Origin of the sequence: Amycolatopsis sp. La24, from assembly GCF_029087445.1 — a bacterium.
GTDB classification, from domain to species: Bacteria; Actinomycetota; Actinomycetes; order Mycobacteriales; family Pseudonocardiaceae; genus Amycolatopsis; species Amycolatopsis nivea.
This window is the reverse complement of the sequence record NZ_JARACH010000067.1, coordinates 18,185-39,925: the sequence shown is the minus strand read 5'-3', so window position 1 is coordinate 39,925 and position 21,741 is coordinate 18,185. Positions and strand designations below refer to the sequence as shown.

The 21,741-nt window shown below is 68.6% G+C and carries 22 protein-coding genes; 3 read left to right on the top strand and 19 right to left on the bottom strand.

The genetic code is table 11. From position 1 onward, the window contains the following. Window positions 1-79: 79 nt before the first annotated feature. Window positions 80-634, bottom strand: a complete 555-nt coding sequence (locus PUT80_RS38810; RefSeq protein ID WP_275295099.1) for a hypothetical protein — start codon at window positions 632-634, stop codon at window positions 80-82. Window positions 635-658: 24 nt separating this feature from the next. Continuing rightward, entirely contained in the window at window positions 659-1,360 is a 702-nt protein-coding gene (locus PUT80_RS38805; protein WP_020661352.1) for a hypothetical protein, read from the bottom strand. Between the two features lie 224 nt (window positions 1,361-1,584). Here PUT80_RS38805 and PUT80_RS38800 point away from each other — a divergent pair, with 224 nt between their 5' ends. Then, window positions 1,585-1,965 carry an Lsr2 family protein gene (locus PUT80_RS38800; RefSeq protein ID WP_037817645.1) on the top strand — a complete coding sequence of 127 codons (381 nt, stop codon included), beginning with the start codon at window positions 1,585-1,587 and terminating at the stop codon, window positions 1,963-1,965. On the opposite strand, the gene PUT80_RS38795 is transcribed toward PUT80_RS38800, so the two are convergent. After that, window positions 1,892-2,494 carry a hypothetical protein gene (locus PUT80_RS38795; RefSeq protein WP_275295098.1) on the bottom strand — a complete coding sequence of 201 codons (603 nt, stop codon included), beginning with the start codon at window positions 2,492-2,494 and terminating at the stop codon, window positions 1,892-1,894. The two genes, PUT80_RS38800 and PUT80_RS38795, sit on opposite strands and share 74 nt — an antisense overlap. Window positions 2,495-2,975: 481 nt before the next feature. Further along, the gene (locus PUT80_RS38790; protein ID WP_037817648.1) at window positions 2,976-3,359 is read right to left on the bottom strand and encodes an NlpC/P60 family protein; all 384 of its coding nucleotides are present in this window, start codon (window positions 3,357-3,359) and stop codon (window positions 2,976-2,978) included. A 109-nt stretch (window positions 3,360-3,468) separates the two neighbouring features. Here PUT80_RS38790 and PUT80_RS38785 point away from each other — a divergent pair, with 109 nt between their 5' ends. Next, on the top strand, window positions 3,469-3,795 hold the full coding sequence (locus PUT80_RS38785) for a hypothetical protein (RefSeq protein WP_158714542.1): 327 nt from the start codon (window positions 3,469-3,471) through the stop codon (window positions 3,793-3,795). A gap of 298 nt (window positions 3,796-4,093) precedes the next feature. On the opposite strand, the gene PUT80_RS38780 is transcribed toward PUT80_RS38785, so the two are convergent. The 13 genes from PUT80_RS38780 to PUT80_RS38720 all read right to left on the bottom strand — a co-directional run bounded on the left by PUT80_RS38780 (window position 4,094) and on the right by PUT80_RS38720 (window position 16,703). Next, window positions 4,094-4,708 carry a TetR/AcrR family transcriptional regulator gene (locus PUT80_RS38780; RefSeq protein WP_240690815.1) on the bottom strand — a complete coding sequence of 205 codons (615 nt, stop codon included), beginning with the start codon at window positions 4,706-4,708 and terminating at the stop codon, window positions 4,094-4,096. Window positions 4,709-4,725: 17 nt separating this feature from the next. Continuing rightward, window positions 4,726-5,229, bottom strand: coding sequence for an LLM class flavin-dependent oxidoreductase (locus PUT80_RS38775; RefSeq protein ID WP_037817652.1), 504 nt, complete (start codon window positions 5,227-5,229; stop codon window positions 4,726-4,728). Beyond that, a complete protein-coding gene (locus PUT80_RS38770; protein WP_020661359.1) occupies window positions 5,226-5,708 on the bottom strand; it encodes a (2Fe-2S)-binding protein in 483 nt (160 codons plus the stop codon). The genes PUT80_RS38775 and PUT80_RS38770 overlap by 4 nt, the downstream gene beginning before the upstream one ends. Continuing rightward, complete coding sequence (locus PUT80_RS38765) at window positions 5,705-6,523, bottom strand: xanthine dehydrogenase family protein subunit M (protein ID WP_020661360.1); 819 nt, start codon at window positions 6,521-6,523, stop codon at window positions 5,705-5,707. The genes PUT80_RS38770 and PUT80_RS38765 overlap by 4 nt, the downstream gene beginning before the upstream one ends. A 10-nt stretch (window positions 6,524-6,533) precedes the next feature. Continuing rightward, window positions 6,534-7,259, bottom strand: coding sequence for an enoyl-CoA hydratase (locus PUT80_RS38760; RefSeq protein ID WP_020661361.1), 726 nt, complete (start codon window positions 7,257-7,259; stop codon window positions 6,534-6,536). Then, window positions 7,256-9,589, bottom strand: coding sequence for a xanthine dehydrogenase family protein molybdopterin-binding subunit (locus PUT80_RS38755; RefSeq protein WP_101438521.1), 2,334 nt, complete (start codon window positions 9,587-9,589; stop codon window positions 7,256-7,258). The genes PUT80_RS38760 and PUT80_RS38755 overlap by 4 nt, the downstream gene beginning before the upstream one ends. Then, window positions 9,586-10,350 carry an SDR family oxidoreductase gene (locus tag PUT80_RS38750; protein ID WP_037817657.1) on the bottom strand — a complete coding sequence of 255 codons (765 nt, stop codon included), beginning with the start codon at window positions 10,348-10,350 and terminating at the stop codon, window positions 9,586-9,588. Before PUT80_RS38750 ends, PUT80_RS38755 begins: the two co-directional genes overlap by 4 nt. A 2-nt stretch (window positions 10,351-10,352) precedes the next feature. Next, window positions 10,353-11,147, bottom strand: coding sequence for an MBL fold metallo-hydrolase (locus PUT80_RS38745; protein WP_020661364.1), 795 nt, complete (start codon window positions 11,145-11,147; stop codon window positions 10,353-10,355). Continuing rightward, a complete protein-coding gene (locus PUT80_RS38740) occupies window positions 11,144-12,256 on the bottom strand; it encodes a zinc-binding dehydrogenase (RefSeq protein WP_275295097.1) in 1,113 nt (370 codons plus the stop codon). The genes PUT80_RS38745 and PUT80_RS38740 overlap by 4 nt, the downstream gene beginning before the upstream one ends. Next, window positions 12,253-13,653 carry an aldehyde dehydrogenase family protein gene (locus PUT80_RS38735; RefSeq protein WP_037817661.1) on the bottom strand — a complete coding sequence of 467 codons (1,401 nt, stop codon included), beginning with the start codon at window positions 13,651-13,653 and terminating at the stop codon, window positions 12,253-12,255. The genes PUT80_RS38740 and PUT80_RS38735 overlap by 4 nt, the downstream gene beginning before the upstream one ends. Continuing rightward, entirely contained in the window at window positions 13,650-14,360 is a 711-nt protein-coding gene (locus PUT80_RS38730) for an SRPBCC family protein (protein WP_275295096.1), read from the bottom strand. The genes PUT80_RS38735 and PUT80_RS38730 overlap by 4 nt, the downstream gene beginning before the upstream one ends. A 75-nt stretch (window positions 14,361-14,435) precedes the next feature. Beyond that, complete coding sequence (locus PUT80_RS38725) at window positions 14,436-15,980, bottom strand: AMP-binding protein (protein ID WP_275295095.1); 1,545 nt, start codon at window positions 15,978-15,980, stop codon at window positions 14,436-14,438. Between the two features lie 111 nt (window positions 15,981-16,091). Further along, entirely contained in the window at window positions 16,092-16,703 is a 612-nt protein-coding gene (locus PUT80_RS38720) for a TetR/AcrR family transcriptional regulator (RefSeq protein ID WP_275295094.1), read from the bottom strand. A 780-nt stretch (window positions 16,704-17,483) separates the two neighbouring features. On the opposite strand from PUT80_RS38720, the gene PUT80_RS38715 reads away from it, so the two are divergent. Continuing rightward, a complete protein-coding gene (locus tag PUT80_RS38715) occupies window positions 17,484-18,752 on the top strand; it encodes an MFS transporter (protein ID WP_154676585.1) in 1,269 nt (422 codons plus the stop codon). A 73-nt stretch (window positions 18,753-18,825) separates the two neighbouring features. On the opposite strand, the gene PUT80_RS38710 is transcribed toward PUT80_RS38715, so the two are convergent. Further along, entirely contained in the window at window positions 18,826-20,436 is a 1,611-nt protein-coding gene (locus PUT80_RS38710) for a helix-turn-helix domain-containing protein (RefSeq protein WP_275295093.1), read from the bottom strand. Further along, on the bottom strand, window positions 20,433-21,509 hold the full coding sequence (locus PUT80_RS38705) for a DUF917 domain-containing protein (protein WP_275295092.1): 1,077 nt from the start codon (window positions 21,507-21,509) through the stop codon (window positions 20,433-20,435). Before PUT80_RS38705 ends, PUT80_RS38710 begins: the two co-directional genes overlap by 4 nt. Window positions 21,510-21,741: the final 232 nt, after the last annotated feature.

The following is a 21,741-nucleotide window of genomic DNA, read 5'->3' as shown; positions in this document are numbered from 1 at the left end:
TCCTCCACAGCCGCTGGACGTCCAGAGACACGGAGAAATCGGCACAATACGATACCGCGCGGACATTCGGCAGCCAAACTCAGGCAGCAGGAATTGCCTGCGATCCCGGAACAACTGAGCGGCCCCAGCGACGTGCCGCCGCCTCAGCATCGACCGTCAGATCCAGCACAGTCCCTCCCGGACGGCAAGCTGCCAACACGATCCTGTCGGTCAGGTGAGGCTCGCCAGCCAGTACGACGTCGCCTCGATTCGACCCCAACGCCGACCGCACGGCTGCCAAATCGAAGAAGTACCGAGTCTGTTTCACGCAGAAAAGCACTGTCTCATTCGGTCCGGAATCCGACTCGGCGACGACCGCATTGCGCAGCAGCCATCCACTGCGTTGAAGTTCGAGCGCCGCCTGCCACGGCCGCCCGGCAAGTCCCGCCGCAGTACGGACCTCCTCCACCAGAAACCATGCCGATCCGTCGGCACGCAGGACTCGCCGGAGCTCCGCCGCAAGGGCGCGCACTTCAGAGACGACCGCTGCAGGCCCCGCCCGGCTGAGCCTGACCATGCAGCAGTCCACAGAAGCGTCGGGAATTACCGCGATCACTGCGCTGACGAATCCCGGCCGAAGCGTTCGGACAGACATGCGCTCCTCCACGACCTGACGCTTTCAAAGGCCCGATATCGGCTGAATACTGCAACCGTTGGAGCAACGCGCGAGTCGATTCCTCCAGCGGCACACCCAGACTGGAACTCGACGCCCGCAACCGACTCGCGATGGTGGCCGCCGCGCGGTCACCAGCGAGCCCGGCCGCGGCTTGGCCAGGCCGGTGGCGAACCGCCGGTCGAACAGCCTGCGGACCACAGGCACGTCCGCTCCCACCTGGCGGCCGAGGAACCGCACGCCGCGCATCCGCCAGTAGTTCTCGCCCCGATACACGTCGAAGGCGCCGATCACGCTCCGCAGGCATGCCTCCGCCCGGCCTGGGATCTCCGACACGGTCGCGAACACCGGCTCGTCGGTGAGGAACTTGTTCTGCTGCAACGGTGCCCGCGCCGGGCCAGAGGAGAAAAGTCCTTGTCCGCGAGCAGCCAGAAGGAACTCGCCGGCCACCTCCGCAAGCCCCTCGCCCACCGCGCGCAACAATCCACCTGCGGACCCGGACGACGGCTGGTACTTCCGCGAGACGTGCCGCATTCGGGCCGGCGTCAGCGGGACCAGATCGATGCATACGTCGACCGTCTCGCCGAGATCCGGGCGAACATCGCCCAGCGCGTTCGCCAATGGCTGCAGGGGATCGTCCGGCCGGATCGGCAATGCCTTCGGCGAAAACTGCGGCGACCGCGCCAAAACCAGTTCGGCGCGTGCCACGCGGACTCGGTCAGCCTGCCTCATGCCAAACCCACCAGGACGGAGGCATCTCCTCCCAGCCTTCCCACGGCGCTGCCCATTGTCGGTCACCTCCGCACGTCGCGTTTCGCGGAGAAGACAAGGCATCGAGCGGCCACGATAATTCTTCCCGCCCGAGAGACCCGCATGACCGGTTGCTATCGTCAGGGCTTCGCTTTCCCGCTTCCGAGGAGAAATCACCCGCCATGGCGCAAAAAGTTCTCGTCGAGATGATCGACGACCTCGACGGATCCGAAGCCGGCCAGACCGTCCCCTTCGGACTCGACGGAGCCCACTACGAAATCGACCTGTCCGACGACAACGCCGCCGCCCTGCGCGACGAACTCGCCCGGTTCATCTCCGCCGGCCGCCGGACCGGCGGCCGCAAAACCACCGCGCACACCGCTGCCGCCCCGACCGCAGAGGACCGCGAACGCTCCCGCGCCATCCGCGCATGGGCCGTCGAAAACGGCTGGGCCGTCGCCGACCGCGGCCGCATCCCAGCCGAAGTCATCACCGCATACAACGAACGCGACCAGAACGCTCCGAAGCCGCGCCGCAAGCGCACCACGAAGAAATCCTCCTGAATTCCCCGAGGCAATCGTCCCGGTTAGGGTTCTTTCTTTGCCATGATTGCCGAGGCGGCGTCTCCTCCCTCACCGGGGAGGTTTCACCGTCGCTCGCCGCCGAGGCTCGGCGGATTTCCACCTGCGGATAGCTCAGCTTGTTCAGGACGCCGTTGATCGACTCCCGCTCCTCGATGCTCATGGTCATTTTCCCGAACTCCGGGTCCGTGCTGAACCACACCCGGACACCGACGACCGACCGCGGCACCCAGCCGTGCACCGGCCGCGCCCGGCCCAGCTGGTGCGCGAACGCCACCACCGCCGGCAGCGACGGATCGAACGCCGTCGTCGGCAACAGCTCGTAGCGGACACGAGAGCGGAGGTGGCGGGAACGGAAGTGTCGGCGGAGGACAAAGACCGCGATCACGCTCGCCACCACCGCCGAGGTCACCCACCACAGCGCGGCACTCGTCAGCAGGTGGTCCGCATGGAGCGCCTGCGGCGCGCCGTTCCCCAGCACGGCCTGACGGCCATGCGTGCGGGAGAACATGTCGGCTTTATGAGCAAGTGGGTAGAGCACCGCTGAACAGCGGTTTCTCCAGTCAGCGGCCAAAGCCGCAGCGACTGGCCAAGGACGGGGTCGAGGTAGCCCCCAACGGCAAGAATCACGGCACACCTCCGGAAGATCGACCGGCGAAGACACGCCGTGTTCGACGGCGCGTGATTCGGCAGCGTGACCCCGCTGACTCGCCAATGCTGGCCGCGAGAGGCCCTCTGCCGTCGAGTACCAGGAGAGGCAGTTTGACTGACGGGTCCAGATCGGGCGCCTCGCTGGCACGGAGCACACAGACGAGGTGATTGTCGCTCACCTGATCCAGCGAGGGAGCGCGGTGCGGCGGGACAGAAGCAGCCACTGAAGTTGCGGCGGATCCCCTGGTGCAAAACGAGAACCGACGACCACCGCGGTGATGCTTCCGGCTGCGCCCAGCCAGCCGAAGGCAATAAATGCCGCGCAATTGCCGCGCATGGCGCTACGGAAGAAGCCGGACACCGCCGGGGTACTCGTGGAGGTCGACAGGGTCGGTCCGAATGAAGGTGCCGGACGCAAAGGCGTTGATCATCTGGCCGTCGCCGAGGTAGATACCGACGTTGTGGATGACGCCGGGTCTGCAGAAGACGAGGTAGCCCGGATGCAGCGCCTCGATGCCCGCGGCCCGGGGCAGGCGATCGCCCAGGGCGAACTGGGCTCCGCGCTGGTGCGGCAGCGTGATGCCGACGCGGGCGCGGGTGTAGCGGGCGAGTCCGCCGCAGTCGAAGCCGATCTTGTTGTAGTCGCCGTGCCGGTCGGCTACTCTTCCGTCGCGGATTCCCTGGCTCGGACCGGCGGCGGTGCCGCCTCCCCAGGCGTAGGACACCGATCTGGGACATGGCCGCGTCGATGACCTGCCTGGCTCGTCCGCTCGCCGGTCCATGGGCGGCGGGGCGGAGTTGCAGCGCGTCGTAGCCGCGGGTGTCGGCGAGGACGTGATCGACGTAGACCCGGCTGGCGTTGTACGAGTAGATCGCGTCGCGCACGTCGGCGTCCTTGCCGAGGTCTCGGGGGCCGCGGCCGCACAGGTGGACGACGGCGAGGGCAGCGTCGAAGGCGTTCTGCGGGTTGCGGATTCCGTCATCGTTGCCGTCCTGCGCCACGGTCTGCCAACTGGTGGAGAGGAACTGGAACAGTCCTTCGGCGCAGGCGAAGGTGCCGTCGGGGTTGCGGATCGGGGTGTGGTTGCTGCCGGTGCCGGCGCCGTCCAGTTGGGGCCGAGGATCGGCGGGTTGATGTCGCCGTTCGGTGCGATGGCGTAGCCGGCGGCGTGGCGGGATTCTTCCCCGGCGATGCCGGCGAGAATGCTCCAGCGCATGCCTCGGCAGCCGGGGCGAACCCGGGCGACCCGGTGTGCGGCGCGCGTGTGGGCGGTGAGCATGACGGACGGGGTTCCGGGGCTTCTCCGGGTGCGTCGGTGGTTCGGTCGGAGGCGTCGTCGGCGATTGCGATCAGGACGCCGGCGGCCAGGACAACAGCGAGAAGCGGTCCGGCCAGATGGGAACAGCGGGGTCCAGAGCATGTCGACCCCGCATAGTCAGACCAGAAATAGCCGAGTGCTCAACTGTCCCTTGGGACTGCTGAGACAGGAGCCCTGGCCGGATTAGTTCTTATCGACTCTGCGCCAGCGATGCTCAACGCGTAACGGCTGTATTGTTCCGCGACATCGTCGGCGGACAGGTTTCCGTCGTCCCGGAACCACCGGGCGATGCTCACGCACATCTCCCGGATCGCGAATGAGGCAAGTGCCGGCGAATCGACATGGAAAGCTCCGGCAGCAGCTCCACCTGCGATGATCGCGCGGAAGGCGTGCTCGTGCTGCCGGCGCCTGCTCTGCAGGCGGCTGCGATGCGGCTCGTCGAGAGAATCTGTGTCGCGGTTGACCACCAGGGCTTGGCGGCGGTGTGTCGCGTGGCGGTAGGCGTAGACCCGGGTGGCCCCGCGCAGCCGAGTTTCCCAGTCTCCGTTCGCGGTCGCACGGTGGAACTCCTCGAGCACGGTCGCCGTGGTCTCGTCCACGATTGCGCGCAGCAGGTCCTGTTTGGACCGCATGTGGTTGTAAAGGCTGGGTGTGCGGATGCCCAGAGTGTCGGCGATCTGGCTCAGAGCGGTGCCGTGGAAGCCGCGCTCCGCGAAAAGGGTCAGGGCGACGTCGAGGACGATTCGCTCGCTCACGCCAGCTCGGAGTTCGCTCACCGCGTCACTCCGGCGAGCCAGGCGGACGCATCGCCCACGGATTGGAGGCATCTCGTCAAGGGAGTCATGGCTTCGTCGCGTTCCGGATGATTCCGGGAAGCGAACTCGGCGGCCAGCCGGGCGGGTCCTCGGCCGCTGCCCGCCACGAGCACAGGGAGCTTCGGCACGCGTGCGAGAACCTCTTCGAGCATCCTTTCTGCTGCCGCTGCTCCGCTGTAGGGGCCGTCGTCGGCAAGCAGCGGGCCAACGCCGAGGATGAAGCGGCCATCGCTGAGGTAGTCAAGGGTTTCGGCTGCCTCCGCCACGGCCGGCGCGTCCTTGGAAGTGGTCAAGCAGCAGATGCGGACCCGCCGGGTCACCACGGCCGCCGCCGCGCACGAGACGAAGTCCTCTTCGAAGTACAGCGTGTCGCAGCCGGCTTCATCGAGAACTTGGCAGGTGCGCCCAAGCCCGGCTGCCGGCGCGCCGCGGAGCCGCAGGACGACCCCGCGGCGCGTCACGACGGCTCCGGTTCGGCGGCCAGTTCGCTCGCCGCCGCCTCGACAGCGTCGATGATGCCGACGTAGCCGGTGCACCGGCAGATGTTGCCCGACAGCTCTTCTCGGATGCGGGCCCGGCACGGCCGTTCTTCGCGGTTGAGCAAGTCGAGCGCGGACATCAGCATGCCCGGAGTACAGAAGCCGCACTGCAACCCATGGTGCGTCGAAAACGCCTCCTGAAGAGGGTGTAGGCAGCCGTCTTGCCCGGCCATCCCCTCGACCGTCGTCACCGAGGTGCCTTCCGCTTGGACCGCGAACATGAGGCACGCGCGGACCGGGTCGCCGTCGACCAGAACGGTGCACGCGCCGCAGACCCCGTGCTCACAACCGACGTGCGTGCCGGTCAGTCCGAGGTCTTCGCGCAGCGCGTCAGCGAGCGTTCGCCTCGGCTCGACGTCGATCTGCTGACGATCCCCGTTGACAGCGAGTTCGATCTTCATGCTGCGACACGCTCCTTTTCCTGCCCGAGGGCACGGAGGACGAATTCCTCAGTCATCGCACGCCGGTACTCGGCCGAGGCGTGGATGTCGGAGCTCGGCGAGGCGGCTGCGGCGGCTGCGGCAGCCACCTCGTGCGGTGGAGCGCCGGCGTCGAGCAACTGCTCAGCCTCCTCGGCGCGCAGCGGGACGCCGCCGACGCCGCCGATCGCGATCCGCCAGTGTCCGCCGACCTCGGCGGCGGCGACGGTGACCAGACCGAAGTCGCCGTGCCGGCGGGAGAACTCCGCGAATCCCCAGCGCTGCGGCAACGGCATGTCGACCGCAGTGACCACCTCGTCGTCGGCGAGCGTGGTTTCCAACGGACCGGTGCAGAAGTCTGCCGCGGAGCTTGTGCGAGTACCGTGCAGGCTAGCGATGTGAACGGTCGCGCCGAGCGCAGCGGCGACCACTGGCAGTTCCGCGGCCGGGTCGGCGTGGGAGATGCTGCCGCCGCAGGTGCCCCGGGAACGGATCGCCGTGTGCCCGATCCACCGCGCGGCCTCGGCAAGCATCGGGTGTGCCGTTTGCTCCACGAGGCGGGCGTGGCGGACGAGCGCCCCGATCCGGAGGGCGCCGTCAACCGGCACGATCGTGGACAGCCCGGGGATCCGGTTGATGTCGACCAGGACCTTGGGCCGCGCCATGCGCAGCGCGAGTACCGGCACCAGGCTCTGTCCGCCGGCGATGATCTTCCCGTCGCCGGCTGCGTCGGCCAGGGCCTGCACGGCTTCCCGGACGCTCGTGGCGCGGAGGTAGTCGAACGGAGCTGGTTTCATGGCGGACCTTTCAGCGCCCGCGGAACCGCGGGGCGCGTTTCTCGTCGCGGGCACGCTGGCTCTCGGCGAAATCTTCACTGCTCCAACAGGAATCGAAAAGCTGGTCGAGGCGGGGATCCCACCGCCGAGGCTCGAACAGCGACTCCAGCGCGGTCTTGGCGTACCGCAACGACAACGGCGCGAACTCCGCGATCTCCCGGGCCCACGCGGTCGCCTCGGCGTCCGTCCCTAGCCGGTCCGCCAGACCGCAGCCGAGTGCGCGTGCCGCGTCCAGCCGCTCGCAGCCGAGCAGCACTGCGCGCGCTGCTCCGCCGCCCGCCAGCAACGCCAGCCGCCGGACGGTCCACGGGTCCACCGCGAGCCCATTGCGGGCTGTCGGCACCGCGAAGACCGCGGTGTCGGCCGCCACGCGCAGGTCGCAGGCGATCGCGAGCTGTGTCCCGGCCCCGATCGCGGGACCGTTGACCGCCGCGATCACTGGTACCGGCGCGGCGGTGATGGCGTGCAGAGTCGCGTAGAGCGCGGTGCGGAACCCTTCGCCGTAGACACCGCCGAAGTCGGCACCGGCACAGAAGCTCGTGCCGGCACCGGTCACGACGATCGCGCGGGAGGTGTCCGCGAACTTCTCCACCGCCGCTCGCAGCGACTGCAGATGTTCGATGTCGAGAGCGTTGCGCTTCTCGTGGCGGTCGAGCACGATCCGCCCTACGCCGCCCTGTTCCTCGGTGGTGATCATCGCAGTGCCTCCCACACGGCAGCCGGGGACAGCGGCAGGTGGGTGACCCGGACGCCGAGAGCATCGGCAACGGCCCCGGCCAGCACCGCGTTCGGGCCGAGGGTGCCGCCCTCGCCGACTCCGCGTACCCCCAACGGGTTGTCCGCCGGATTCGACAGGTGGTCGATGACAAGGTCCGGGACCTCGGCGCTCGTGGGCATGAGGTAGTCCATCAGCGTTCCGGTGGACAGGTTCCCTGACTCGTCGTAGATCAGGTGCTCGTACAGCGCGCCGCCGATGCCCTGGGCGATCGACCCGGCGATCTGCCCCTCGACGATCTGCGGGTTGATCACCGTGCCCGCGTCCTCGACGCACACCCACTTGAGGATCCGGATTTCCCCGGTCGCCCGGTCGACTTCGACGACCGCGGCCTGCGCGCCCGCCGCGAACGCGCCCCGGATCGGGTCGTAGAACTCCGTCGCCTCCAGGCCTGGCTCGATGCCCTCGGGCAGTCGATTCGACTCGAGGTAGGCGACCCGGGCGACTTCGGCCAGCGTCCCGAGCGGCTTCGGCTCGCCCACGACCCTGACCTCGCCCGCCTTGATCTCGACATCGGCCGGGCCTACCTCGAACAACTCGCTCGCCAGCCGGATGATCTTCTCCCGCACCGACGTTCCGGCACGGTGGGCGGCCCCGCCCCCGATGACGGCCTGCCGCGAGGAAAACGCGCCGAACCCCCACAAGGATTCGTTCGTGTCGCCGATGCGCACCTCGACGTCCTCAAAGCGGACACCGACCGCATCTGCGACGATCTGCGCGACTGTCGTCTCCAAGCCCTGCCCCTGCGACGTGACTCCGGAAAGGACAGTCACGCGGCCATCGGGATCGACCCGGACCGTGCAGGCGTCGTGTCCGGTGCGGAACGGCATCCGCGGCCCCGCGGCAGCAGCCCGACCGAGGCCGGTCAGCTCGTTGTAGCAGGCCATGCCGAGCCCGATCGGGTTCTTCCCTTCCTCTCGCCGCCGACCTTGCTCCACGAGGAAGTCGTCGTAGCCGATGGTGGCGATCGCCTTCTCGAGGCACTCGCCGTACCACCCGGAGTCGTCGACGAGCCGGGACGGCATCCGGTACGGGATCTCCGCCGGGGTGATCAGATTTCTTGTGCGGATGTCCAAAGAGGACATCCGCAGGGCGGCTGCGGCTTCGTCGAGCAGGGTTTCCATCGCGAAGACGCTCGCGGGGCGGGCGACGCCGCGATATGGCCCGGATGGCGACGTGTTGGTCGCGACGCCGCGGACGGTGCACCGGTAATTCCGCAGCCGGTACGGCCCAGACAGGAGCCCGCCGGCCATCAGCGGCTCGATGCCGGCTGTCCACGGGTAGACCGAATAGGCGCCCACGTTGCACGTGACGTCGGCGTCCAGCGCCACCAGCTCGCCGTCGGCGGTGAACCCCGCTCGCACCCGATACCGGTGGTCTCGGGCGTGCGTCGCGGCCAGGAGGTGCTCGGCACGGTCTTCGACCCACTTCACCGGGATGCCGGGCATCTGCTGTGCGACCAGGCAGACAGCGACGTCTTCGGGATAGAGCACCGCCTTGACGCCGAAACCGCCGCCGACATCGGGAGCGATGACCCGGATGGTGCCCTCGGGCAGGCCCAGCAGCTCGGCGAGCATGTTCCGCGCGATGTGCGGCACCTGGGTGCCGGACCAGAACGTCAGGCGCTCGCCGTCCCAGACCGCCGCCCCGGCTCGGCACTCCATCGGGTTTCCCGCGTGCCGGTTGGTCACCAACTCGCGCTCGATGACCAGATGGGCCTGCGCCAAGGCATCCGGCACCTCGCCGGTGTCGAAAGTGCGCTCCAGCAGGACGTTGTCCGGCGCGTCTGCGTGCACCGGCTCCTTCGGCGCCACCCATGCGGTGACCGTGGCGGGCAACGGCTCGTAGTCCACGTCGATCAGCTCGAGCGCGTCCTCGGCCTGATACCGGTCGTCTGCTACCACTACGGCCACCGGCTCACCGGCGAACCGCACCTTGTCCCGGGCCAGGATCGGCTGCTCGGTCTCCACATAGGACGGCAACGCGGACCTCGCACGGAGCCCGATCGCCGCGAACGCCGGGTGGTCGCCGCTGAACACCGCGCGCGCGGCGACGCCTAGTGCGGAGGTGTCGACGGACTTGATCCGGGCGTGGCCGTAGGGGCTGCGCAGGAACGCGAGGTGTCGCATCCTCGGCAGCTGCAGGTCGGAGACGTACCGGCCGCGGCCGGTCAGCAGCCGCGTGTCCTCTTTGCGGCGGAAGGCTCGTCCGACCGCGCGCCCGTCGTCGGGCTCGTCGTCGTGCGCGGTCATGGCATCGTGTACCCGCCGTTGACCGACACGATCTGCCCGGTGGTCCAGGACGACAGCGGCGAGGCCAACAGCAGGATGGTCGGGGTGATGTCGGCGGGCGTGCCCAGGCGGCGCAGCGGGTACGCGGAGAGGATCTTCTTCATCTTGGCCTCGTCCGCGTTGCCGGTGTGGGCGTCGAGGCTCTGGGTCTGCACGAGCGCGATCGAGACGGCGTTCGCACGGATCTTGTGCCGCGCCAGTTCTTTGGCCAGCGATTTGGTCAACCCGACGGTTGTCGAGCGGGTGGTCGCCGTGACGAGCAGCCGCGATTCGCCCACGCGGCCGGAGTCGCCCATCAGGCTGACGATCGACCCGCCGCCGTTCTCCGCCATCTGCCGAGCCACCGCCTGGGTGACGCGCAGCGTGCCCGCCACCGTCACCCCGATCTGCGGTGCCCAGTCCTCTTCGGTCGTCTCGAGGAACGGCTTGCTCTGGGTCGCGGCCGCGTTGTTGACCAGCACGTCGATCGACCCCATCTGGTCGGCGACCTCGGCCACCGCGCGCGTCACGGATTCGCCGTCCTGCAGGTTCGCGCCCACGGCGATCGACTTGACGCCCAGAGCAGCCGCCTCCTTCGCGCCTTGTTCCGCGCCGTCGGAGGAGGAGTTGTAGTGGAAGGCGACATTGGCGCCTTCCGCTGCGAACGCGAGCCCGATCGCACGGCCCAGGCCCTGCCCGGCACCGGTTACGAGGACGTTCTTGCCGCGGAGCTGAAGATCCATGGTCATTCCTTCTCGAGTGGGGTGAACCGGCGCTCGCCGTCCACGGTGATCAGGCGGCCGGGCGGGAAGTGCGCGGCGGCGACGAAATCGGGCTGGTCCGTGACGACCGCGACGAGGTCCGCGCGCACCTTCCGCGCGGCCACCGGGTCAAGGTCGAAGACGGCTTCCCATGCGGGATCCGTGAGTTCGACCGGGGAGTGCGCGACATCGCCGAGCAGCATCGCCCGTTCCCCTTCGCTCGACACCACGTAGACCGCAGTCCCCGGGGTGTGGCCGGGCAGGTGGCGGACGTCGAACCCCGGAGCGAGGGTGGTGTCGTGCTCGAACGTCTCCAGCCGCTCGGTGAGCGGGGAAAGCTTGCGCACCGCGCCTGGATCGGCGTCGGGACTCTCGACGAAGTGCGCCCAGTCGGCGCGGTGGACGCGGTAGGTCGCGTCCGGGAACACGACCTCGCCCTTCTTCGTGGCCCACCCCACGTGGTCGAAGTGCAGGTGGGTGAAGACGACGTCGGTGACGTCCCAGGGATCCACCCCAAGCGCACGCAGGCTCTCCAGAAACCGCCCGCCGTGGTACTTGTCGTTGTCGATCGTCCCGACACCCGCATCCACCAGGATGACCCGTTCCCCGGTCCGCACCAGGAAGCCGCCGAGCTCGAGCCGCAGGCGGCCGGACTCGTCGAGGAGATGCTCGTGACAGGACCACGCGTCCGACCGCCCCGGGTAGGTCAGCACCTCGCGGGCAGGCTCCTGGCCGTAGCCGTCGTAGACGGGTTCGACGCTCAGCGCCCCGACCTTCATCGGGCACCGTCCGGCACGACCAACGTGCGGATGCCGCGTCCGGCGGCCATTTCCGCCAGCGCAGCCTCCACATCGGACAGTTTGCCGTGCCCGGTCACCATCGCCGCCAAGTCGAGCCGGCCGTCCCGGATGTGGTCGAAGTAGCGCGGCAGGTCTCGGTTCGCGTCCAGCGAGCCGGCGACACAGCCCACCAGGGTTCGGGCGAAGTGGAACAGCTCCAAGGCACTGAAGCTGACCTGGTCGTCCTTTCCGCCGATGCCGACCACGCACGCGGTCCCGCCGCGCCGGGTCATTGCCCACGCGTCGCGGATCGTCCGCGAGGAACCCACGCAGTCGAAAGCGAAGTCGACGCCTTGCTTGTCGGTGAGCCCCCGGACGGTCTTCTTGGTGTCGTCGTCGGCTGGCACGAAGTGGTGCGCGCCGAGCGCGATCGCCAGACTCGCCTTGTCCTGATTGCGATCCACCGCGATGACATTCGCAGCGCCGGCGAGTCGGGCGCCCTGCACCGCGGCCAGTCCGACGCCGCCGAGGCCGACGACGAGCACCGACGAGCCGGTAGTGACGGCGGCGGTCTTCGTGACCGCGCCCACGCCAGTCGTGATGGCGCAGCCCAGCAAAGCGGCGTCTTCAGTGCTGATGTCGTCGGGCACCTTGACCGCGGCCGCGGACGGGACGACGGTCTGGTCGGCGAACGAGCCGACCGTCAGTCCGGGGTAGACCGGCTCACCCGACGAGTCCAGCGCGTAGGGCTCGGCACCCCGCGCGGACCCGTTGACGCACAAGTGCGGTTCGTTGCGCGCGCAGCTGACGCAGTGCCCGCACGGCGTGATCCACAGCAGGATGACGCGGTCGCCTTCCCGCAGGTCTGTGACGGCGGAACCGGTCTCCACGACGGTGCCGCAGGCTTCGTGCCCGAGCACCGCGGGCAACTGCTGGGCGAGCACGCCGCGGGCCAGCGACAGGTCGGAGTGGCAAACGCCAGTGGCGTCGATACGTACCCGGATGTCACCCGCCCCAACGTCCTTCAGCCGGATGCGTTCGACCTCCATCGGCTTGTCCGGCGACCGCAGCACGAGCGCGTTCACTTCGACCTGGTATCCGTCCGTCACAGCTGCACCGCCTTGATCTCGAGGACGTCTTCGATGCCGAAGTCGCCGATCTCCCGGCCGATGCCGGACTGCTTGTAGCCGCCGAAGGGGGCGCGCGGGTTGAACGGCGCCGCGTTGACGTCGATCTGGCCGGTGCGGATCCGGGCCGCCCAGTCCAGCGCCTGGTCGACGTCGCCGATCCACAGCGCGCCGCCGAGGCCGTAGATCGAGTCGTTGGCCAGCTCGATCGCGTGGTCGTCGGAGTCGGCCGGCAGGATCGACAGGACCGGGCCGAAGATCTCTTCCCTGGCGAGCCGTGAGGCGGGGTCGACCTCGCTGAAGACGGCTGGGGCGACGAAGTGTCCCTTGTCCGGAACCGGAAGGCTCCCCGTGACGAGCTTGCCGCCCTGCGGGTCGAGGAAGCTCTCGACCTCCTTGCGCTGCCCCGCCGAGATCAGCGGGCCGAGCCGGTCGCCGGGCATGTACTTGGCCGCCGCCGCGGCGGCGAGCTGCTCCACCTGCGCCAAGCGGGACGCCGGGACGATGAGTCGGGACAACGCCGTGCAGGTCTGGCCGCCGTTGAGGAAGCAGTTGGCCACGGTCACCTTGACCGCCTTCGCCAGCAGCTCGTCGGACACGTCCGAGAGCACTACGCTCGCGGACTTGCCGCCGAGTTCCAGGGTTACGCCCTTGACGGTCTCGGCCGCGGCCGCGGCGACCTGCCGCCCCACCGGCGTGGAGCCGGTGAAGGAGACGTGGTCGACGCCCGGGTGGCGAGACAGCAGGTCACCCACCACCCGACCGCCTCCGGTGACCAGGTTCAGCACCCCGGGCGGGAACTTGGCGGCCTCGAAAGCGCGTGCCAGCTCGAAAGCGGTCAACGGGGTGAGGGCGGCGGGCTTGAGCACTACTGTGCAGCCGGCCGCGATCGCCGGGACGACCTTCACGATCACCTGGTGCAGCGGGAGATTCCACGGCGTCACCGCCGCGACGACGCCGACCGGCTCGCGCAGGATCACCGAGTTGTCGCGCTGGGCGCGGAAGGGGAATTCCGCGAGGGCGTCCGCCGTGCGGGCGATGACGGCGAGCGGCACGTCCACGTGCAGCTTCCGTGCCAGCGGCAGCGGCGAGCCTTGTTCGCGGTTGACGAGGCCGGCGAAGGCGTCGGCCCGGTCCGCTAGGACGTCCTTCAGACGGCGCAGCGCCGCCACCCGGTCTTCGACCGGCGTGGCCGCCCACTTCGGGAAGGCCGCGCGTGCGGCGCTCACCGCCTGGTCGACGTCGAACTCGGTCCCCTGGGTCACCACACCAGTGATTTCCTCGGTGGCCGGGTTCTCGACTTCGCTGTCGTCGCCGTGGCCGGCGACCCAGTCGCCGCCGATGTAGAGCGCGGGTTCGCGGATCAGCTCGTCCGTCACAGGACCGCCTCCTCGGGGTAGGTCCGGCCGATTGCGACCGGAAACGACAGGTTGATCACAACGGGCGGGGCCACCGACGGGGCACCGGAACGGCCGCGGTTGCGCAACAGCAGGATCCCGGCCAGGAGCGCGATCAGTCCGCCGACGACGGGCAGCGCGCGCTTGGCGATCAGGCCGCCCATGCTCGAGAAGACGTCGAGCGCTTCGACCTCGTCGGCGGGAGCGGCGGCGCGGGCCGTGCCAGGTGCCTCGGTCGACGCGGAGCCCGGGGCGAACTCGGCTTCCAGCCGTTGTACGAACTGGCCGATCAGCTTGTTCGTGACGTCCGAGATGACTCCCCGGCCGAACTGGGCGACCCGCCCGGACAAGTCGAGCTCGGTGCGGACGTCGACCTTGGTTCCCGACCCCTGTTCGGCCAGGCTCATGGTCACCGTCGCCGCGGCGTTGCCTTGCCCGCCCGCGTCCTTGCCTTCGGCACGGACCACCGCTCGGTGCGTTTTGTCGTCCTTCTCGGCGAAACGGGCGGTCCCCCGGTACTGCGCCGAGACGGGACCGACCTTGATCTTGACCCCGCCGCGGTACACGCCGTCCTCCACGCCCTGCAGCGAGGCGCCCGGCAGGCACGGTGCGACGCGTTCCAGATCGGTCAGCACCCGCCAGGCTTCATCGACCGGCAGATTGACCGTGAAGGTGTTGGAGAGCTCCACCTGAACCACCTTACTAATTAACGTTAGTTTGTATGCTACGGGCAGTCGGATGCCAGGTCAATGACGCGAGGCCCCTCAGCCGGCCGGCGTCGGCAACTGCTTCCGCAGAAGGAACCGCATGATCTTGCCCGAGCCCGTGCGCGGGATCGACTCGATCTCGAAGACGTCCGCCGGGACCTTGAACTTCGACAGCTCGCGGGCGCATCGGCCCAAGAGCGCGTCGACGTCCAGCTTTCCCGGTTCTTCCGGGACGACGAACGCCACCGGCACCTCGCCGAGATCGGGGTGTTCACGCGCCACCACGGCGGCATCGCGGACTTCGTCCGCTTTGAGCAGCACGGCTTCGACCTCGGCCGGGTAGATATTCTCCCCGCCCCGGATGATGAGCTCCTTGGTCCGGCCGCTGATGGTCAGGAAGCCGTTGGCATCACGCCTGCCCAAGTCTCCGGTCCGGTACCAGCCGTCCTGGAGCACTTCAGCGGTGGCCTCGTCGAGGTTGTGATAGCCGCGCATCACATTCGGTCCGCTGACCCACAGCTCGCCTTCTTCGCCCACGCCGACATCGCGACCGCTCACCGGGTCCACCAGGCGCACCCCGATCCCCGGCATCGGCAGCCCGCACGAGCCGAGCACGCGCCCGCCGTCGGGGGTGTTCATGGTGACCATCGTCGAGGTCTCGGTGATGCCGTAGCCCTCCAGCAGCTTGACTCCGAACACCTGCTCGAATTCGGCGTTCAGGGCAGCGGGCAGGATCGCCCCGGCGGACAGGCACAGCCGCAGTCCTTCGGCATCGACCGTGCGTTCCCGGGCGGAGTGCACGAGGTACTGGAACATGGTCGGCACCCCGGGCAGGATGGTGAAGTCCTCCGTGGCCAGCAAATCGAGCACCCGGCCGGGCGAGAACTTGGGCAGGATGCGTTCGGTCGCGCCCGTCGCGAACACTCCCAGCACGCACAGGACCAGCGCGTAGGAATGGAACAACGGCAAGGGACACAGCACCCGGTCCTGTTCGGACATTCCGGCGATCGGGGCCCAGCACGCGGCCACCACCCACAGGCAGCCGCGCTGCGTGAGCACAACCCCCTTGGGCCGGCCGGTGGTCCCGGAGGTGTAGAGCATCCACGCGGCGTCGTCCAGTCCGAGGTCGTCGCGCGGCGGGCCGGCAGGCTCGGTGGTGGCCAGTTCCTCGTACGACCGCACGTCCTCGACCAGGCCCGGCCGGACCACGAGGACCATCGCGCCTCGGAGGCGGCCGAGCTCGCGGGCGTGCGCGAGGTGGGCCCGGTCGGTGATGATGACCGAGGCGCCGGAGTCGACGAACATGTGCTCGATCTCCGCGGGAGCGGCATCGGCGTTCACACAGACGCCGACCAGCGAAGCCCGGGTCGTCATGAGGTATGCCTCGGCGATGTCCGCACTGTTGTCCAGGTAGATCAGCACGCGATCACCCCGGGCAATGCCCGCGCTGACCAAGTGACCGGCCACCCGGCGGGTGCGGTCGGCGAGGTCCTGGTAGCTGACCGAACGACGGTCGTCACTGAAAACGATCTTGTCACCCCACCGCGCAGCCTGCTCGACGAGCAGCTGCGGCACGGGACGGATCAGCTCGACTCTGAGCATGAGCACTCCTGACGGGACAAGTTACTAACTAATGCTAGTTAGTTTTGACAGGGTAGCGCTGCCCTTCTCACTGCACAAGGGATCGGCCGGGAGAGTCGGACCGAGGGCCGGTCAGCTCAGGCCGGCGACGCGGAGCGCATAGCGGCTGTAGGTTTCGGCGACGGCTTCGGCCGACTGCGGGCCGTCCTCCCGGAACCACCGGGCGATGCTCACGCACATTTCGAGGATGCCGAATGCGGCCAAGGTGGGCTCCGGTTCTGTGAACCGGCCTTCGCGGACGCCCTCCTCGATGAGGTCGCGGATGGCACAGGCATGGCGGCGGCGCAGCTCGAGCACCTCCGAGCGCACTGGTTCTTCCAAGCTGTCGACGTCGCGGTTGACGATGATCGCCTCACGACGGTGGGTGGCGTGCCGCAACGCATAGACACGCGCGGCCCGACGCAGCCGTTCCACCACGTCACCGACGCCGTGCACCGCCTGCCCGTAGTCCGCCCACACCTGCTCGGTGGTGTCGGCGATGATGTCCCGCAGCAGGTCCTGCTTCGACTTCATGTGGTTGTAGAGGCTCGGCGTGCGGATGCCCAACGCATCGGCGATCTGGCTCAGTGCGGTGCCGTGGTACCCCCGCTCGGCGAACAACGTCAGCGCGGCCTCCCGAACCGCACCCGGGCTCACGGTCGCCTTGGTCTCGCTTCGCCCCGCCGACGTCTTGGAACTCACCATCTCATGATGACAGGGCCGCTGCCTGCACCCGTCCTCCGGGCACCCCCACCAGGCACCCCGGTGTCATCGGCATGCCCGGATCCGCCTGCGAGCGAGGTGCAGCCACAGGTCTAGGTCAGCGATCGCGTCGATCGGGTCGACCGCGCTGGTGGCCCCGGTGCCGCACGTCGCTACCACTCACCAGGCGACGGGAACCGGTGCGGACCGCCGGGTGGTGGCGCCGATCTACCGGGCCGAGATGGTGTACCGGATCCTGCAACTGAGCAGTACCCGCGGCTGCTGGAAATCGCGGTGGTGGCGCGCAACCCGGTTAGAGAGGTCGTCTCCTACGTGCAGGACAACACGTCCGAGCCGCTGACGGTGACCGATATGGCGGAACGGGTTTCGCTCAGCCCGTCGGCGTTTTCGCACCTCTTCTGTGAGGTGACGGGAAATCGCCGTACCAGTTCGCGAAGGAGATGCGGCTCAACCGCGCCCGTGACCTGTTGATCGGAGGAACGCTGAGTGTCACGCAGGCTCACGATTCGGGGGCGACCCCGCGCGTATTCCGATCTTCGCCCCGCCGGGATTGGACGCATCGCCCAAGCCGGGCTGCTCGAGCAGTGCGCAGAGCACATCGTCGGCTGAATGACCGGGTGCCTACAGTTCGCACACTTCTCAAGCCGTCCGCTCGGAGGTCGTCCGATGAGCAGCGAAGAAGCGGGCCGAACCCGCGCCCCGTCGACAGAGGCGTTGGGCAGATCAGCCGCGACCGTCTCAGTCGGGTCCATGTTCCACCGGATGCCGCTGTCACGGGTCCACATCAAGATCGGAATCGCACTCTACGCCGCTCTCGCCATCGAGTCGTGGGAAATGCTGAGCCTGACCTACATCGCCCCCGCGGTGGAGGCCGGACTGCGCGTCACCGCAGCGCAGTTGGGACTCGTCATCTCCGCGCTCTTCTTCGGCATGATCCCCGGAGCCCTCGCCTGGGGGCCGATTTCCGACCGGATCGGCAGGCGCGCGACCTGCACGTGGAGTCTCGCCGGGTACGGCGTTGTCACCCTGGTCGGCAGCTTCTCCCCCAATTACGAAATGCTTCTCGTGACGCGGGCGGTGGCGGGTTTTCTTTTCGCCGGCATCCTGACCATCACCTTCCCCTACTTTGAAGAGCTGCTGCCGGTACGGCATCGCGGCCGACTCGCCGTATACCTGGCAGCGGGCTGGCCGCTCGGCATGCTCCTCGCCGTCGGCATCACCGCGCTGCTCGGCGCGCACGAATGGCGCGGCGTCATCATCGCGAGCGCGGTCGCCAGCCTGTGGGTGCTCGTCATCCGCCGTTGGGTGCCGGAGTCCCCGTATTGGCTCGTCCAGCGCGGCCGCCGGGACGAGGCGCTGACGACCCTGCGGCGCCTCGGCGCCGCAGACGCGGAGAACCTCAGCGCGCAGTCCTTGTCCGTCCCCGAGGTGCGGGCGGGTTCGTTCGCGGCGCTGTTCCGGGGACGGCTCGGCCGGATCACTGTTTTGCAGCTGGTCGTGAATTTCCTGTTCTCCTGGGGATACTGGGGCCTGCAGACGTGGCTGCCGACCCTGCTCGAACAGCGCGGTCTGTCCGCATCCTCGAGCCTGGGGTTCGCCGCGATCAGCGCGGTGTTCATGATTCCCGGGTACGTCAGCGCTTCCTGGCTCACCGGCAGGTACGGCCGCAAAAAGATCTTCGTCGGCTACGTCCTCGCTGCCGCGGCCGGCGGATTCTACTTCGCGAACGCCAGTACGCTTGCCGAGTTGTACATCGGCAGCTTCGTGTTGTCGTTCTTCAGCCTTGGCGCATGGGGGGTTTGGGACACCTGGGTCGGCGAGATCTATCCGTCGCCGGTACGGGGCTTGGGCTACAGCGTCGGCTTCTGCGGCCAGCGCGTCGCGAACACGATCGCGCCCAGCGTGGTCGGGATTCTCCTGGCACACGCGAGCGGATTCTCCTCGACTGTTCTTTTCATCGACCTTTTCCTCGTCGCGACAGCAGTTTTCGCCGTGGTGATACCCGAAACGGAAGGGCGGGAGCTCGCGTAGCGGCCGCACGCGATACAGCACTGTGAGCCTGTCACCGCACTGCCTACCGGCGAGTGCGGTGACAGGCTCGTTCTCAGCCGCGCAGCTTCGCCAATCGACACGCGAGCTGGACCGCGAGCCGCTCGTCCGGGTCGTCGAGATCCGCGGACAGCACGCTCTTCGCCCGGGAGATCCGGTTCACGACGGTGTTGCGATGGACTCCGAGGATTTCGGCCGTCACGGTCGGAGAGGACTCGTTGTCCAGGAACACTTCGAGGGTGCTGAGCAGCTCCTCTTGCCGGTCGATCTCGAGCACCGGGCGCAGCAGGCTGCGCGCGAGGTCGCGGGACTCCTCGGAGCTGTACCAGCCGACCAAGATCCGTTGCAGGCCGACCTCGTCGATGTGCTGCACGCCGCTCCGGGATCCGGCCCCCTGTGCGATAGTCATCGCCTCGTGGGCTTCGGCCAGGCTGCGTTTCAGTCCCTGCAGTCCGAGATACGGCCGGCCGATCCCGGCATAAACCCTGAGGTGGTCCCGTTCTTCCAGAAAACGTCGTACTGCCTGGCGGACCGCCGCGGTGTCGTGCGCGAAACTCGCGGCCGGTGGCTCCACGAGCCGTACGGTCCAGGTCGTCCATCCGTCGGAGCGTTCGACGAGGGGACCGTCAAAGCCGGCCTCCGCCAAGAGCGCCCGCACCGGATCGGTGAGCGCGAGGATCTGCATCGAGTCGACGGGCCCGGCGATCCGCAGATGCACGGCGGTGGCCCAGCCGTCGGTGATCCACCCTAGCGTGGCGACCTGCTGTACCAGCGCTGCGGACGGGCGGCCGGCGGTGGCGATGATGGCGTTGAGCACGCCGAGACGAGCGCGGGCGTCGCGTTCCTGTTCGAGCCGGTCAGAAATCAGCCGATTGGCGACGTAACTGCTGCCGATCTTCAGCAACGACCGAGCCGCGCCGGTGCGCACCTCGCCCGGCGCCTCCAGCTCGGCGACGATCCAGAAGCTCGGCCGTTCGCCGCTGGCCAGCGTCACCGGCTGGGTGACGCGGTGGGTTGTGCCGACCACAGTGGACAGTTGGACGTTGACCTGGTCTTTGCGGAGCAAGGGCGGCGTCAGCGGATCCCCGGCGAGCAGCTCGCCCTCCGCGGCGACGAGCGACACCTGCGCGCCGAGAGCCTGCCGCACGACGTCCAGGACGCCCGCGACCCCGCTGCTGGGGGACAGATGGGCCAGCTTGTCCACCGCGTCCACGATCACCCGGGCCAGCACGCGTTGCGGTGCTTCGACCAGCTCCCTCAGCGCGTCGGCCAGCTCGAGGACAGTGTCGTCGGCCTCGACCAGCGCGACACCGCTGCGGTCGGCCAGACGGCAGCTGGCGATGCCCGGCGGCTGTTCTGGAGAAACGACAACGAGCATGACCGCGCCTGCCTCGCCCATCCAGCGCAGGGTGACGTCCACCAAGTACGTGTCGAGAGCGAGTTCACGACCGTCCAGCAGGACGATGGCGCCGGCAAAGCCGCCTTCGCGCGAACGTCCGGCAGGAGCGATCAGCACGCGGGTCGCACGCCGGTCGAGGGCGGACTCGCCACCGAGGAGAGTGGCCGCGGCCAGCCGGCCCCACCTGAGCACCTCGCCGAGACAGACGCCCGGTCCGTCCGGATCGCGCTGCGATGCGACGGTGCCGCTTCCGGCATCCCCATTCATCGAATCGTCCCGTTCAGCGGAGCGAAATCGACGTAGTAACCGAAGGCGGCAGGCCCGACCACGTCGAGGAACCCTTCACGGTTCCACTGTTCGGCACAAGGCAAGCCCAGCACCGTGACCCGCTCGCCGTAGCTCAGCGACTCCGTGGTGACCGGTTCCGCCGTGTCGTGGTCGAGCATGCAGATGAGATCGGGCGGCGTCACGACGGGGAGCCCGTCCTCGATCGCGAGCAGAAGCTCGTTCTGCATTTCGATCCGCATCGTGCAGGTCGGATCGACGAACCCCTCGATCGTCACCGTGCCGCGGGCGAAGCCGGTCGTCGTCCGCCGGTCCAGGTCGATGATCTTCCCCTCGAAGACCTTCCGGCCTCCGGTGAACTCGAGGAACCCCTGCCACGCGCCGTTCTCCCGGCGCTGGATCGCGCGCAGCAACCGGCCGATCGTGCTGCAGTACTCCAGCGAGTCGGGGATCGCGGTCGCCTTCGCCTGGGCGACGGTCATCGGGTACGAGGCCAAGGCGTTCGCCAGCCCGAGCATCATCGCCGAGCCGCGGACCAGTCGTTCGCCCACCTGGTTCGTGATCGCCTCGAAGGTGATCTTGTTGCCCTTCTCGTCCGCGAGGCTCATCGGGGACGCGCTGATGCCGCCGAGGGTGAACGTGGTCATCTCGATCTGCGGGAAAGTGCGTCGCATCCCGTCCGCGTCCACGCAAGGAACGCCCAGTTCGACGGCCACCGCCAGCGGGATCAGCGTGTTCATCCCGCCTGCCTCGACCGGCATGATGCCGTCGACCTTGCGGCCGAGGTACGACGAGAGAGCGCGCACCGCGGCGATGAACTCCCGGCCGGCGGGGATTTTCTCGACGATGGCCGTGGACGCGCCCACTACCCCGACCGTGACCAGCTGCGCGTCGTCCGGGAACTCGTCGAGTTTGGCGACGGTGACCGGCCCGTAGTCGTCGATGGCCTGCTCCGCGATGAGCCTCGCGAGGGCCGGGTCTCCCCCGCCGCCGTTGCCCAGCAACGTGGCGCCGAGCGTCAACTCGTCCAACTCCGGTTTGCCGAGCTGCCTCATGGCACGTCCTTCCCCGGGCGACGATCCGAAGATTACGAGGACACCGTAAGCCCGGCGACCAGCAATCTGCTCAACCGGAATCCGGATTATTGTGCGTTCCGCACAATGGCTGCGCGTACCCACAAGCGTCCTCTCTCGGCGGCTCACCTGCCCGGCCAGTCACTCCGCGACGAGGGAGCGCCCAGGCATCCCGGCACTTCAGCCGGGTGGCCGCTGCCGGCGAGGTGCGTGG